10 protein-coding genes and 1 pseudogene are annotated in these 14,371 nt (G+C 58.4%); 4 read left to right on the top strand and 7 right to left on the bottom strand.

Features of this window, described 5'->3' with window-relative positions; translation table 11 throughout:
• Positions 1–260 precede the first annotated feature (260 nt).
• Positions 261–578, top strand: coding sequence for a DUF3509 domain-containing protein (locus tag AC0Z4S_RS09400; RefSeq protein ID WP_016771632.1), 318 nt, complete (start codon positions 261–263; stop codon positions 576–578).
• Here the strand turns inward: AC0Z4S_RS09400 and AC0Z4S_RS09395 are convergent.
• Positions 575–1,075: a phosphate-starvation-inducible protein PsiE gene (locus AC0Z4S_RS09395; RefSeq protein ID WP_016771633.1), complete on the bottom strand. Its 501-nt coding sequence runs from the start codon at positions 1,073–1,075 to the stop codon at positions 575–577. The two genes, AC0Z4S_RS09400 and AC0Z4S_RS09395, sit on opposite strands and share 4 nt — an antisense overlap.
• 335 nt (positions 1,076–1,410) lie before the next feature.
• Here AC0Z4S_RS09395 and AC0Z4S_RS09390 point away from each other — a divergent pair.
• Positions 1,411–1,665, top strand: a pseudogene (locus AC0Z4S_RS09390) (YebG family protein); the annotation flags it as partial.
• A gap of 156 nt (positions 1,666–1,821) precedes the next feature.
• Here the strand turns inward: AC0Z4S_RS09390 and AC0Z4S_RS09385 are convergent.
• Positions 1,822–2,841: a Glu/Leu/Phe/Val dehydrogenase family protein gene (locus AC0Z4S_RS09385; protein ID WP_253499148.1), complete on the bottom strand. Its 1,020-nt coding sequence runs from the start codon at positions 2,839–2,841 to the stop codon at positions 1,822–1,824.
• A gap of 185 nt (positions 2,842–3,026) precedes the next feature.
• On the opposite strand from AC0Z4S_RS09385, the gene AC0Z4S_RS09380 reads away from it, so the two are divergent.
• Complete coding sequence (locus AC0Z4S_RS09380; RefSeq protein WP_485622770.1) at positions 3,027–3,830, top strand: SirB1 family protein; 804 nt, start codon at positions 3,027–3,029, stop codon at positions 3,828–3,830.
• Positions 3,831–3,844: 14 nt separating this feature from the next.
• Here the strand turns inward: AC0Z4S_RS09380 and maiA are convergent, their stop codons facing one another.
• From maiA to hmgA, 3 genes are read right to left on the bottom strand one after another with little or no spacing between them, the layout of a single operon-like run.
• The gene (maiA, locus tag AC0Z4S_RS09375) at positions 3,845–4,480 is read right to left on the bottom strand and encodes a maleylacetoacetate isomerase (protein ID WP_485622769.1); all 636 of its coding nucleotides are present in this window, start codon (positions 4,478–4,480) and stop codon (positions 3,845–3,847) included.
• Between the two features lie 12 nt (positions 4,481–4,492).
• A complete protein-coding gene (gene fahA / locus AC0Z4S_RS09370; protein ID WP_485622768.1) occupies positions 4,493–5,797 on the bottom strand; it encodes a fumarylacetoacetase in 1,305 nt (434 codons plus the stop codon).
• A 3-nt stretch (positions 5,798–5,800) separates the two neighbouring features.
• The gene (gene hmgA / locus AC0Z4S_RS09365) at positions 5,801–7,105 is read right to left on the bottom strand and encodes a homogentisate 1,2-dioxygenase (protein ID WP_485622767.1); all 1,305 of its coding nucleotides are present in this window, start codon (positions 7,103–7,105) and stop codon (positions 5,801–5,803) included.
• A gap of 163 nt (positions 7,106–7,268) precedes the next feature.
• Here hmgA and AC0Z4S_RS09360 point away from each other — a divergent pair, with 163 nt between their 5' ends.
• On the top strand, positions 7,269–8,057 hold the full coding sequence (locus AC0Z4S_RS09360; RefSeq protein WP_485622766.1) for an IclR family transcriptional regulator: 789 nt from the start codon (positions 7,269–7,271) through the stop codon (positions 8,055–8,057).
• 31 nt (positions 8,058–8,088) lie between these two features.
• Here AC0Z4S_RS09360 and AC0Z4S_RS09355 read toward each other — a convergent pair whose 3' ends face one another.
• Positions 8,089–11,538, bottom strand: a complete 3,450-nt coding sequence (locus AC0Z4S_RS09355; protein WP_485622765.1) for a dermonecrotic toxin domain-containing protein — start codon at positions 11,536–11,538, stop codon at positions 8,089–8,091.
• Positions 11,539–11,689: 151 nt separating this feature from the next.
• Positions 11,690–14,245, bottom strand: coding sequence for a LuxR C-terminal-related transcriptional regulator (locus AC0Z4S_RS09350; RefSeq protein ID WP_485622764.1), 2,556 nt, complete (start codon positions 14,243–14,245; stop codon positions 11,690–11,692).
• Positions 14,246–14,371: the final 126 nt, after the last annotated feature.

Raw genomic sequence — 14,371 nt, 5'->3', positions numbered from 1 at the left:
GCCTGACTGCACCGTCAGCGATCATCGCCCCATTACTGCCCCGAAAACGCGCCATAAAAAACGGCGAGCCGCGAGGCTCGCCGTCTTTTGCACCGTGTTCATTGTTCGACAATTTTTCCGGCATGCGCCTTGCTACATCACTCTTGAGGCAAACGGACATTGCAAACCTCAGCGAACGAGATGCCAGTGGTCTGGTGTTGCGAACCAAATCGGATCATGGCCGGTCAACAACTGCACGTTCAATCAGGCGGTGACGCATCATGGACAACCCATTTCAAATCATTACCGATGCTTTTGCGCCGGACTATCAGATCAATCTGAGCATTCAGGGCCTGGACGGCAGCATCATGCTGACCCTGTCCAACGCCGGCCGCATTGTGGCCAAGCGCATGATCAGCGCCGAACAGCGCAACGACCCCGAGCGTTTGAAACGGCTGGTGCAGAGCATTCAGTTCGGTATTGCCATCGAACAAGGCCACAGCGCCATGTCAATTCTCGAAGCCATGACCAGCGGCGCCGGACTGACCCCGCCACCGCCTCGCGTCAAAGGCCAGCCGGGCCAGGCGGCGGGCCTTTAAAGCTCGCCCTTCTCCACTTCAGGATGTTCGCTGGAGCCCGTGCCGATCTTGCGCTGCGGGTTCTCGATCTTCACCGAGGGGAACTGCGACGAGGCGTAACGCACCACCAGGATCGCAAATGCCAGCAACAGAATGCCGCCGCACAGGTAGATGATGCCCATGTCCGGCGGGTTGTGGTGCGAGACATTGGAGATCAGCAGGCGCGTCAGTGCGGTGATCGCCACGTAGATCAGGAAGCGCACCGGCATGTGGTTGGTCTTGAAGTAAATCCCGACCATCGCGCCCAGTTCCAGATAGATGAACAGCAACAGAATGTCATCGATCTTGATGTGCCCGACTTCGAGCATGCCAAGAAACTCCATCACCGCCGCCCACGCCGTCACCGCACCGATGGCGAACAACGCCAGGTAGTGAAAGGTTTCGACGAACAGGTTGCCCAGGGACTCGGCCAGTTGATGCACGTTACGCCGCAGTTTCTCGGCCCAGTTGATTTTCACGATGAGTTTCCTTAGCCCGTTTCGGGCGGATGATGCGTATCGCACGTGACGGTTTTGCGCGCGCGCCTTGTAGCTACGGTTTTCATGCAGGTTCAGGGCCACGCATCATGGCGATCCGCAGCAAATCCCGCGCCGTGGCGTTTGGTCGCACCGCTGGAGTTTCTGTGTGAGCGAACCTGCTCGCTATAGCAGCGACACCGTCCCCTGACAAACGCCAAATCCGGTCTACATTGAAAAGCCACTACCCATGGCGCCGGGATTCGCTTATCCTTTTCGCTGTATATGGATACAGTAGTCGTCAAGACAACTTAACGTGAAGGCATGTGAGGTGGTGAATGGCCGTCGAAGTGGTATACCGCAGCAGCCGAGATCTGGAGCGCTTGTTCATGGATAAAGCCGAAGCTGATCGTCATGACAAAATGCTCGAACTGGCCGAATATCTGGCCGATGTGCTGCAAAAAGCCGTTCCGTCCCTGACCGAACAGCAAGTGGAAGAAGCCGGGATCTACATGGCGAAGAATCGCGATGTGTTCGCCCGCGCGTTCAAGAGCCAGCCCGATGCGCTGTCGGAGCTGATCAATGCGCCGGCCGAGCCCGTGGAAAAGACCGAAGTTGCAGAACCTGACGAGGCACCGGCAAAGCCCGCCAAAGCAGCGAAAGCGCCGAAGTAATCAGAAAGATCGCAGCCTTCGGCAGCTCCTACATTCCGATTGTAGGAGCTGCCGAAGGCTGCGATCTTTTGCTTTTCAGCGATACAAGACCTTTTCGGCCAACTCATCCGCTACCCGCGCCGGCGAACGTTTTTCCGCCTGGGCGTGAGCAAACACTTCGGTCAACCGCGAACTGATCTTCGAAAGATGCGCAGTGATGGTCGGCAACTCCTCGCCACGATGTTTCAGCGAAACGTAGATGAGCCCGCCGGCATTGATCACATAATCCGGCGCATAAAGAATCCCGCGCCGTTCCAGTTGATCCGCCACGTCCAGATGGGAAAGTTGATTGTTAGCCGAGCCGGCAACTGCCGAACATCGTAGCTGTGACACTGAATGACTGTTGAGCACACCGCCCAACCCGCACGGCGCAAGAATGTCGCAAGGCGTGCTGAGCAGCGCATCGTTGGCGATCGGATGGGCATTGAGCTGTTCCATCGCCAGTTGCACCTTGCCGTGGTCGATGTCACTGACCAGCAACTCGGCGCCGGCAGCGTGCAGTTGCTCCGCGAGCGCATAACCGACATTGCCAAGCCCCTGAATGGCGATGCGCAAACCCTCGAGGTTGTCGCTGCCCAGGCGCGCCATTGCCGTCGCGCGAATTCCGGTGAACACACCCATGGCGGCATGCGGTGCCGGGTCGCCTGCCGAAGTGGTGCTGGTAACGTGGCGGGTCTGCTGGGCGATGCAGTCCATATCCGCCACCGAGGTACCGCTGTCGATGGCGGTGATGTAGCGGCCGTCGAGCTGCTCAATGCAACGACCGAAAGCTTCGAACAACGCGCCGCGATTCTCGACATGGATCGGCCGCACGATTACCGCCACCCCACCACCCTGCGCAAGGCCGGCGAGTGCCGCTTTGTAGCTCATGTTTTGCGCCAGGCGAATGGCGTCCTCGACCGCGGATTCGTCGTTGGGATAGGCAAGGTAACGGCACCCGCCCAGGGCAGGCCCCAGATGGCTGTTATGAATGGCAATGACCGCCTTCAACCCGCTAACCGGGTCCACGCTCAGGTGCAGCGATTCCAGGCGAGTGCTTTGCATGAGAGCGAACATCGACAGGCTCCCCGAATCACTTCTTGTAGAACGCCAGTATAGGCTTGCCCCTGAAAATTGCTGGCGCGCGCCGCCATGAGCCGCCGAGCGGACAATGTCAGGCGGCCATAACTCGCACTCAGGACGTCAGCCACTGGACGAACAACCCGGACGGGGCTAAAACGAGGCATTGGAGGGAGATTTAAATGAGTCCGCGCCAACGCTTTTTCGACTGCCTGCACCGCTCGCCGCCAGCCCTGCTGGAAGCTGCGCTGTGGATAAGTGCCGAGCACGACAAAACCCTCGAACCCGACGCCTGGCTGCGTACTTTCAAGGACCTGCAGCTACGCGTCAGCTATGGCCTGCCGATGCTTCCCGTCAGCGAACTGGCGCAACCGCTGTTGCGGCGCATGGTCGATCTCGGTTTTGCCCAGGATGATTTCCTGCCGCTGCGTCCACAGGCGGCGCTGCTGCATCGCGTCTTGCACACCCAACGCGGGCAGCCGCTGGCACTGGCGTTGATTGCGCTGGAGTTGGCCCACGGCCTGGAGATTCCTCTGGTCGGGGTGAATTTTCCCGGGCATTTTCTGCTTCGGGTTCCCGGTGCCGATCATTTGCTCGACCCTTGCGGCGGGCGGCGGTTGTATCCCAATGACTGTCGCGAATTGTTGCAGCGCCAGTACGGGCCGAACATGCAGCTCAGCGCCGAGCATCTGCTGACGGCAACGCCGGTGCAGATGCTCCAGCGCCTGTCGCGCAACCTGCGGCAATTGCACTTGACCCACGACAACTTCATCGCCGCGCTGATCGACGCGGAACGGGTACTCGAGCTGGGCGGCGCCAAGGCCGCCGACTACATGGCTCGCGCCAGCTTGTATCAACGGCTGGATTGCCCCAACGCCGAGCGCTTCGATCTGGAACACGCGCTGTTGCTCAGCGAAGACCCGATCCAGCGCCTGCGCCTGACCGAACGCCTCGGCCACCTGCCGCCCAACTCCGTCGTACATTAACCGCTCCCACAGGGTTACGGAGTATCTGGCTGATTGGCAGGATGCGCCTTGATGAACGCCGGATGTTCAGCCGCCAACGCAGCCACACGGCGGATTTTCGGATACGCCTCGAGGCTGACATTGAACCGCTCTGCCGCATACAACTGCGCAACCAGATACACGTCCGCCACGCACGGCCACTCGCCAAAACAAAAGCCACTGTCACCGATCAACTGCTCCACCGTCGCCAGACCCTGGCTGATCCAGTGGCTGATCCACTCCACCACCTGCGCCTCATCATGCCCCGACTGACGCAGGCGATTGAGCACGCTGACGTTGTGCAGCGGATGCACATCGCAGCCGATCACCGCTGCGACAGCGCGCACCTGCGCACGCGCCACCAGATCATCCGGCAGCAACGGCACCTGTGGATAACGCTCCTCCAGGTACTCGATGATCGCCGGCGATTGAATCAGCACCGCGCCGTCATCGGTGCGCAGCGCCGGCACTCGGCCCTGCGGATTGATTGCCAGATACGCCGCTTGCCGATGCTCGCCACCCGGCGGTGCGATCAGGTTGACCGGCAGCGCCTGGTAATCAAGTCCCTTCAACGCCAGCGCAATCCGCACCCGGTACGACGAAGTGGAGCGGTAATAGGTAAAGAGATCCATGAGCCGCTCCTGTCAGCGCGCCGCAATCACGATGCCGCGACATTCGCCGAAGCCGATCGGGGCGAAACCGTCGCGGGCGCAGCGCGCGCGCAGGATGATTTCGTCACCGTCCTCGAGGAATTTGCGCACCTCGCCGGAGGCCAGTTCGATCGGTTTCTTACCGCCCTCGGTGATTTCCAGCAGGCTGCCGAACTGCCCGTTTTCCGGGCCAGACAGCGTGCCCGAACCGAACAGGTCACCGGCCTGCAGCTGGCAACCGTTGACGCTGTGATGCGCGACCATTTGCGCCACGGTCCAGTACATGTAACGGGTGTTGCTCAGTGTCAAACGATGAGCCGGCAAGTTCTGCTCGCGCATGGTTTCGGTACGCAGCAGCACTTCCAGTTCGATATCGAAGGCGCCGCCGTCCTGATCGCGCTTGTCGAGCAGATACGGCAGCGGCTGCGGATCACCTTCAGGGCGCGCCGGTTGCGCGGTGCGGAACGGCTCGAGTGCTTCGGCCGTTACCACCCAGGGCGAGACGCTGGTGATGAAACTCTTCGACAGAAACGGCCCGAGCGGCTGGTATTCCCAGGCCTGGATATCCCGTGCCGACCAGTCATTGAGCAGACAGAAACCGGCGATGTGCTCGGCGGCGTCGCCGATGGCAATCGGCTCGCCCATCTCGTTGCCCGGGCCGATCCAGATGCCCAGTTCCAGTTCGTAATCCAGACGCGCACACGGGCCGAATACCGGCTCGGTCTGCCCGGCCGGCAGGGTTTGGCCTTTCGGCCGGCGCACCTCGGTGCCCGACGCTCGCACCGTGGAGGCGCGACCGTGGTAACCGATCGGCACGTGCTTGTAGTTCGGCAGCAGCGGGTTGTCCGGGCGGAACAGTTTGCCAACGTTCTGCGCGTGCTCGATGCCGACATAGAAGTCGGTGTAATCGCTGATCCGCGCCGGCAGATGCATCTGGCAATCGGCGGCCAGTGGCAGCAGTTTCGCGCCCTGCGCTTCGATAGCACCACGGTGCGTACTGCCTTCGCTGAACAATTCCAGCAGGCGTTCGCGCAGAGCAGCCCTGGCCTCACGGCCGAGTTCGAAGAACGCGTTCAACTGCCCGCCATGCATGGCTTCCACTGCACTGCGTGCGACATCGTCGAACAGACCGGCCTCAAGCGCGACTTGCAAATCGAAGATGTGCTCGCCGATCGCCACGCCCGCACGGGGCGTCGAACCGCTCAGGCTGAACACGCCCAGCGGCAGGTTCTGCAAGGGGAAATCGCTGTGACCATTGGCCGAAGCGACCCAGCTGCGGGTGATGGAATTCTGCGTCATGGGTTATCTCCGGGTCGGGTCGAACGTCGCGGGCAGCGTCGCCCAGCAAGCATCGTAAGTGGATTGCAGTTGCGGGCAGTCGAGGGCGAAGCGGCTTGGGCGCAGCACCTGACTGGTCTCGAACATGAAGGCCATGGTGTTGTCGATCTTCGCAGGGGCAAGTTCGGCATTGATCGCTTTGGTGCAGGTTTCGCCGTCGGGGCCGTGAGCACTCATGCAGCTGTGCAGCGACGCGCCGCCGGGCACGAAGCCTTCTGCCTTGGCGTCGTATTCGCCCTGGATCAGGCCCATGAATTCGTTCATCAGGTTGCGATGGAACCACGGCGGCCGGAAGGTGTTTTCGGCGACCATCCAGCGTGGCGGGAAGATCACGAAATCAAGGTTGGCCAGACCGTGCACGCTGGTCGGCGAAGTCAGCACCGTGAAGATCGACGGATCGGGGTGATCGAAACTCACCGTGCCGATAGTGTTGAAACGGCGCAGGTCGTATTTGTACGGCACGTTGTTGCCGTGCCAGGCGACCACATTGAGCGGTGAATGATTGAGTTCGGTTCCCCATAACTGGCCAAGGAATTTCTGCACCAGTGTGGTGGGTTGCTGCAGGTTTTCGTAGGCGGCGACCGGCGTGAGGAAATCCCGCGGATTGGCCAGACCGTTGCTGCCGATCGGCCCTAGATCCGGCAGGCGCAACGGCGCGCCATGGTTCTCGGCGAGGTAACCGCGCGCCTGCGGATCAAGCAGTTCGACGCGGAATTTCAGGCCACGCGGCAGCACCACGATCTCCAGCGGCGCAACTTCCAACACCCCCAGTTCGGTGGCGATGCGCAGCCGGCCCAGTTGCGGCACCAGCAGCATTTCACCGTCGGCGTTGAAGAACACACGCTCCATCGAACGGTTGGCGACGTAGTTGTAAATGCTGATGCCGGACGGTTTCTCGGCGCCAGCGTTGGCGGCCATGCTGACCAGACCGTCGATGAAATCCGTCGGCTCGGTCGGCAGATCCAGTGGATTCCAGCGCAGACGATTGGGTGTCACTTCACCCAACGGTCCCCCCGCCAATTGCCGCTCCAGCCTGACGAACGCCGGGTGATTGGCCGACGGCTGAATCCGGTACATCCAGGTACGTCGCGCTTCGCTGCGCGGCATGGTGAACGCAGTGCCGGAGAACAGTTCGGTATACAGGCCGTACGGGGCTTTTTGCGGGGAATTCTGGCCAACGGGCAGCGCGCCGGGCAACGCTTCAGTGCTGAATTCGTTGCCGAAGCCTGACTGATAAGCCAAGGCCTGCGCGGTTGAATCGAGGTTCATGGCGCCTCCTGAACAGGGAGTCGGCAGTGGCCAATCGCTCTGGCTCAGAGGTCTCGGCACGCCGGGGTTGTTATTATCGTAATCTGATTACGCATAACGTAATTTGCTCGCTATTCAGCGTCAAGCTATAAAGACGCCCATTCGAACCGGAACCGCCATCCCCATGGAAAAAACCAGCGACAGCAACGGCAAACAGAAAGTCCGCTCCGCCGAGGTCGGCACCGACATACTCAAGGCCCTCGCCGAGTTGTCACCGTCGACCTCCCTGTCGCGTCTGGCCGAACACGTGCAGATGCCGGCGAGCAAGGTGCATCGCTATTTGCAGGCACTGATTGCCTCGGGATTTGCCGAACAGAATGCCGCCACCAACCACTACGGTCTCGGTCGCGAGGCATTACGCGTGGGCCTGGCCGCACTCAACAGCATGGACGTGCTGAAAGTCGCCGCCCTGCCGCTGTCCGAGTTGCGCGATGACCTCAACGAAACCTGCTTCCTCGCGGTATGGGGCAATCAGGGCGCAACTGTTGTGCACATCGAACCGGCGGTACGTGCGGTGACGGTGGTCACGCAACTGGGCTCGGTGTTGCCGTTGCTCAGCTCTTCGACCGGGCTGGTGTTCAGCGCCTATTTGCCGCAACGCGAAACCGACGAGTTGCGCGAGCAGGAAATTGCTGTTGGCAATCATCCGCTCAAAGACGAAAAAACATTTGCAGCGCTGTGTGAACAGATCCGCGAACGCGGTCTGCATCATGTTCACGGTTTGTTGATGCCGGGTGTGGATGCGCTTTCTGCGCCGGTGTTCAACGCCGTCGGCCAGGTCGCTGCAGTACTGACCATCGTCGGCCCGACCTCGCTGTTTCATGCCGACGAAAACGGCCCGGCGGCGCAGCGGTTATTGGCTGCGACGCGGGCCGTGAGTTGGCGCATGGGGTATGAAAAGTCAGCGTATTGACTCATGAAAAAACAATGTGAGTGCTGAAAACTCAGTGCACCGTTGTCTTACTCAATGCCGTATCGGCGCTGTTCATCAGCGTGTTGAAGAACCCGACCAGAACTTCTTTCGGTGTGTCGTGGCCAGTGTAATAAGTCGCCAATTCCGCGACCGTACGCGCATCCTTGAATAAACTGAGGAACGACCGTTGCGCCTGGTTGACTGTTTTGACAGGGGCGCCCGCCGCTGCGGCTTTGCCCAGCGTCACCAGTCCGATCACCATGTCTTTTACATGACCCAGCGCGGCGGAGTAATCACCACGCCTGTGCGCCTGTGCGCCGTCGTACAGGCTCTTCATCATCTGAACGGCCACTACCACCGTACCGATCGGAGGTACCAGCAGGCTTACAACGCTCGCGGCTTTCAACACGTTATCGTAAATGAGACCGGCGATCATCTCGTTCAAGCTGGTGGTACGCTCATCGATATCACTGAGCACGCGCCGAACATGCTCATCATGAAAAGTATACAGGTCGGGCAGTTTCGCCCGGTTCTGCGTGCTGATCACCGGCTTGTTATCAAGAGTCGCGACAAGGTCGTCAAAATAATCGTTGATCACCTTTTGATCAACGAGCAGTATCCGCTTGATGTAATACTCCCTGAACGGGCCTTGGCGAAAACGAATCGAGGGAATAAATTCCGCTATAGGTCGAAAGCTGACAAGATCGGGAGCGTCAGGTGTATAGAGCAAGTCATAGAATCCCGACGATAGTTTAATGCGGAATATATAGACACCGCCCACCGTACGGTCCCAGGCTGTCGTTAAACCCAGATTCCAGATATTGAACTTATAAACACCTTCATCCCCCTCGCCGAGATTATCTGTGACCGGTTGATAACCGCCGCTTTCTTTAAGGCTATTGATAACTCGCTGAACAGCTGCAAAAACCTCAATTGACAACCTGCCATTGGTAAAATCGGCAAATGCGTTGCAATACATTTCAGAACGAACTTTCCGGGCGTGGACAGCCCGCTTGAATGCGTAGTCGGGATGTGCTTTGTCCAGGTATTGTTCTTTCAGCATCGCGGCATAGCGATCGCCGGGGCGAAACGTTCTCGACAACGATGAAAGATCGCGAATATCCAGTTTGTCGATGGCCTGCTGGCCATTCAGTAAATAATATTTTGGGCTGAATTTGGTTTCAAAGGCAGGATCTACCGCATAAAAGGAGAGTCCTTCAATCAGGAGATCAGTGACGCTTTTGCGAAACTCTTCGGTCTGCACAATTATCCGATCAGGATCAACGTTTACCTGCACTCCACGAGTGCGTAGAAGCTCCTCGATCTGGATTTTCACTGAGTCATGAGTGAATTGCTCGAATGAAGGAAAGCCGTTGTCTCGCGTATCAACGGTCGAGAGTGCCTTGTACTCGGTCTGGAACCGGGTATAACGCTTGCGGCCTTCGACTCCCAGTGCTCGATAACCAACCGGTGCAATTGCCTTGTGCAGGGCAAGCTCTGCCCGGTAAGCGACATTGACATAGTCAGCCAATGGCGCTTTGGCATCCAGGTACAAATCCGCCTGCGTGGCTTCCAGTTTGTAACGATAACCGTGGCCACCGAGCGAGACACCCGCCTCGTGCAGATAATCGGGATGAATCAACAATGCCGCGTATTCACGGTCCGCAGATAGAGCGGCCTCAACCGAGGTGTTCATATCGAAGACATTGGAAAACTTGCGAAAAATGAACGCGCCGTCAGCGTTTGGCAGAAACACGAGATAGCCTGAGTATCCTTGCGCAGTAAATACCAATACCTCTTTCAATGCTGGCCCCTGCCAGAATTTCAAGCCGCGAATCTTGACCGAGGCATCGCTGGCCAGCGCGCGATTAATCACTTTCGCATCCGTGTCGTTGAACTCACCCGACTCGCGAGCGATAAACAGTGCAAACTCCATCAGACTGAAAAAATAGTCACGATAGGCGGCCTGATAATCACCGGAAGGATAAGGTGCAAGATCGCCTGCAAAATCCAGACGCAAGTTTCGATGCTCTAGCCATTGCTCAAGCGCACTGGCAGTAAAGCGGCTACCGCTTGGGACGCCGATAATCTTCAGTTGGGCTTTGTGAGCATTATCATGCAGACCGACGACGATGAACTCAGTGAGCGTTCGCGACTCTTCCTGTTCAATGCTGCGACCTGCAATTTGCAAGGTGTACGAGCTCTGTACAGTGATTGCTTCCGGATCAAGCGTTTCGCCCAGCCCCCTGTCTGCCCACTCGGAAAACGTACGCAGTACGTAATCCTTGAACGAGAAGCATGCGTTGAAGGCCGTTTGAAACTCGATCTGATATTGATCCTTCGAGTCCTCCAGTTCGCTGTAGCGTTTTTGAACGGCGTTGCCAGCATTCTTCACCCAATGCGGCCACTCTGTACGCTTCAATGCGGCCCACAACAACAGGAAGCGGGTGTCCAGTCCGTAACGCAGCACGTGCATGCGCTGATTATCCTGCAGCACCGACATCAGCGTAGTTTCCAGCTGATCACGGCTTTCCAAGAGCGACGAGACACTTTCCAGCTGGCCTTTGAGATGCACCTCAGCACAATAGGCATGCAGACCTTGCGTGGCTTTGAGGTACTGGATCTGACTGCTGTCCACGGACAATCGAGCTTGTAGCTTGCTATGCACGTCGGTGTTTTTTTCGAAAAATTCGAAGCCGTTTTCCGGCGTGTGCATGAGGTAACCGGTTGACTCATCAACCAGCGTCATTCCTGCATCCGAACGCTCGGCGTTGTCGAGGACGAAACAGGGCTGCAGCGATTCGAGATAATCCCGCCCTCCCCGCAGATTGACTTCATACATTCCCTGGCCGCTCTCCGAGTCGAGCAGACAAGCGAAACGCTCGCCCCATTGCACGTCAAAGTTGTTGGCCATGACCGACAGCGACAACTCTGCACTTGTGAGCAAGCCATAAGCCTGGATAAACGCCTGCTTATTGGACAACACCGCGCTGTCGCCATGTGGGGAATGCACCGCAGCCGCCCAAAACCTTTGCAGCTCGGTTCGCAGTCTTTTTTCCAGTCCCGCAGAGGCGAATTCAATCAAATCCTCAACAATCAAAAGATTCAGCCCGCTGACTTTGAATTGATCATTCAGTGTATCAGGCAGAAAAAAAACTCCGTCACCGCCATGGATGTAGGCAGGCGTCACATTGTTATTCAGACAATCAAAAACCACTTCATGAAGCGTACCCGTCGGGCGGTTTTTGCTGGCAGGAAAAGCATTGTCCGCATTGACATAGACCTTATCGATATCAATGCTCTTACCTAAACGCTTCAATTCGCTTTCGAGCATATTACGTAAAATAGTCCGAACAGTCGGAATATTATCGATAATTGCATAAAGGTCGGACTTGGCCCGACTCGCCTTCTCCCACTCATCAGTCCAGGAAACCAGCTCAGCAAAAGAATTGCGCATCAAACTTTTGAATAACTTACTCACAGCATGTCCTTGCTCGATTATCCAGAGCTGCGTATTGCAGCCACTGCAGATAGTTGCAAGGTAAATCTTTTTCCAACTAACCTATAGCGCCAATGCTTTACAAACCATGCACAACAAAAAGACATAACAACGCCAACACCACCATAACTTCCTAGCCCAATATACCCATTGCCTTTGCCCTCGCTACAGCTTGGGTCCTGCGTTCCACACCCAACTTACCGTTAATTCGTCTGGCATGCGTCTTGACCGTATGTAACGATATATAAAGTTGATCGGCAACTTGCTGATTCGAAGCACCCTGGGCAATCAACACAAGCACTTCGCGTTCCCGGCGACTAAGGCCTGAGGAAGGGCCGTCACCCTCAGGTTGCGAAGTCGCAACTGCCATGAGCGGCCCTGTAACTACATGACCCCGGCGCAATTGCCACTCCCGCATGGCTTGATGCAGAAAACAGCGCTCGGCCAGCATCCGCGCGCGGTGTAGAGCTTGCTGCGCCATTGCACTGCTGCCCTGCGACTCGGCCAGCTGCGCAATGACCAGGAGCAGCTCAGTCTCCATCGTCAGCATGCCCTTCGCCTGGGCCCTTTTTAACAATCTTTCTACCGTCGGCAGAGTGTTGTCGCATGGATTCAACTGTGCATTCGCGCAGGCCAGCAGATATTCGATACGGGTAATCAGCTCGAAGGTCGCAGGAGGCGCCTGCAGGGCACAAGGGCCGCGGTAATGCCGTAACAGCCGGCTCAACGCCTCCTGCACCCGTTGCGGCCGGCCCTGCTGCAACCAGAACTGGCTGCTGACCTGCAACACGACACCGCGATAGACCGTATCGGGAATCTGTCGCTGCTGCATGACCCTCTCGGCCTCGCGCAGGCGTTCAAAAGCCCGGGCATAATCGCCTCGATTGCCGGCCAGTTGCGCCTGCCCCAAGTAACCATACAAGACGCGTTTGTCTCGACTGCGCAAGCAATCTTCAAGGCCGCGGCTGAACAGATCCGCAGCCTGCGCTTCAAGGCCCATGCACAGCGCCAGCCGTCCGCGGCGCAGCGCAATCCGGCCCAGCAGCGGCGTGGGTACCATGGCGCGCTGGCGCAGCAAGTGCTCGATGTCCACCAGTAGACTTTCGGCGCGCAATGGCGCTCCTCGCTGCTCGAGCCATTGCGCATGGTCAAGCTCGAGCAACCCTTCGAACAGCAAGGAGCCGTGCGCACGCGCCAGGCACAGAGCTTCACGGTTGAGGGCATGAGCCTGATCGAGTTCACCGCACAGTAACGCCTGCTGAGTCAGTGCCGACAGGCACATCGAACGCGCCTGCCAGGCATCGGCAGCCAACGCCGACAACGCCTCCTGAAAACAGACGCGCGCCGGCTCCATCTGCCCTTGCAGGTGCCAGAGCCAGCCTTGTTGTGCTTGCCAACGTGCCAGCAATTGCTGCTCCAGCTGCGCTGTCGGCTGCGGCATGAATCGGGCAAGATGGGCCAGGCATTGCCCGGCGTGTTCGAATCGGCCGGCGAACAGCAACGCCCCCGTGACCAGCCCGATCAACTGCGGTGTCATCAGGGTCAGCTGCTGGCTCTGACGCTCGTGCAAGCGCAACAGCAGGACCACGATCTGGTCTTCGAACAAATCTTCGAAGCTCAAATGCTGCAACAGGCTTACGGCGGTTTCATACTCCTCGGCCAACAACGCCTGCTCGAACGCTGCTCGCCAATCCTGCGTCGCGGTGAACCACTGACAGGCGCGCCGGTGCCAGGAACGCGCACACGGCCAATGTGACTCCTGCATGATTCGCGACAGCGGGCTGAACACCTGTAGCCAGTCAGCGGATTGTTGCCATGGCTCGATAAAGCAGCCCAGCACTTGCAGATCATGCAGCAGCTGCGCGCCTTCACCGGGACCGAACAAATGCTCGCATAACTGCGCGTTGAACCGCGGCAGCTGAGCCAGAACACGCCATGCCTCATCCTGCTCCGGCGTCAGGTTGCTGAACAGTTCGTGCTGCAGGTAATCGAGCAGAGTGTCGACACGCTGCTGCGGCTGCAGGTTTTGCGACCAGTCGCATTTTTGCAGGAGTGCCATGCGCGCCCCCGCACACCAACCGCCGGTACGCTGGATGATACGAGTAGCAACACGGTCCGCCTGGTCTGGCGGCAAATGGCACAACACCGATACAACTTCATCGTGCGTCAGCGCCAGGCTGGCGTGCTCGGATTCGTAGAGTTCGTCATCGAGCAACAGGCGCGGCCAGTTGCACTGCGGCCGGCGGCGAGTGCTGATCCACCAGGTGATTGCCGGGCTGCTGACCGCCAGCAAACGATCCAGTAGCGCGTCCAGCGCCGGATCCGGCAGACGACTGTAATCGTCGATAAACAGCGAAGTCGGCCTGGACCAATCTGCCAGCTCCGCCATCAGTTGCGTAACGTCGAGGCCTTCGACGAGCCCGAGCGCCCGAGTCAGACGCAGAGAGAACTCCTCGGGGTTGAGCGCAACTCCCGCCAGCGGCAGCCAGATTGCCTCGCACTCCGCACGCACTTGCAGAAGACATTCGGTCAGCAGCGCGGTTTTGCCGCTGCCTGCCGGCGCACACAACAGCCTGACCCGCGCGCTTGATGCCAGCAACGGTTCGCTCAAGCGAGCGCGAGGCTGATGATGTGAAGAAAGCCTGGGCACAAATCCGGGTCGATTCAGGCATGCTGTCATGGCGGTCATCGGGTGAGCCTTCTTATCGTTGTGCGCTCACCCTAGCCCTCTACCGCGAGCTTGTTGACGAGTATTCAGCACGCTGATTGATGACCATAAAAAAGGCGACCGTGCGGTCGCCTTTTGTCCAGCGGT

The sequence above is a fragment of the Pseudomonas sp. 1L-B-1-E-C1 genome, assembly GCF_057291835.1.
Note: the sequence above shows the minus strand (reverse complement) of the source record. Positions and strands in the feature narration are given on the sequence as shown.

Excerpts from the sequence above, each read along its gene's own strand:
- fahA (WP_485622768.1), bottom strand. The coding sequence starts at position 5,797 with ATGACGCAGAATTCCATCACCCGCAGCTGGGTCGCTTCGGCCAATGGT.
- hmgA (WP_485622767.1), bottom strand. The coding sequence starts at position 7,105 with ATGAACCTCGATTCAACCGCGCAGGCCTTGGCTTATCAGTCAGGCTTC.
- AC0Z4S_RS09385 (WP_253499148.1), bottom strand. The coding sequence starts at position 2,841 with ATGTTCGCTCTCATGCAAAGCACTCGCCTGGAATCGCTGCACCTGAGC.
- AC0Z4S_RS09360 (WP_485622766.1), top strand. The coding sequence starts at position 7,269 with ATGGAAAAAACCAGCGACAGCAACGGCAAACAGAAAGTCCGCTCCGCC.
- maiA (WP_485622769.1), bottom strand. The coding sequence starts at position 4,480 with ATGGATCTCTTTACCTATTACCGCTCCACTTCGTCGTACCGGGTGCGG.
- AC0Z4S_RS09380 (WP_485622770.1), top strand. The coding sequence starts at position 3,027 with ATGAGTCCGCGCCAACGCTTTTTCGACTGCCTGCACCGCTCGCCGCCA.
- AC0Z4S_RS09400 (WP_016771632.1), top strand. The coding sequence starts at position 261 with ATGGACAACCCATTTCAAATCATTACCGATGCTTTTGCGCCGGACTAT.
- AC0Z4S_RS09350 (WP_485622764.1), bottom strand. The coding sequence starts at position 14,245 with ATGACCGCCATGACAGCATGCCTGAATCGACCCGGATTTGTGCCCAGG.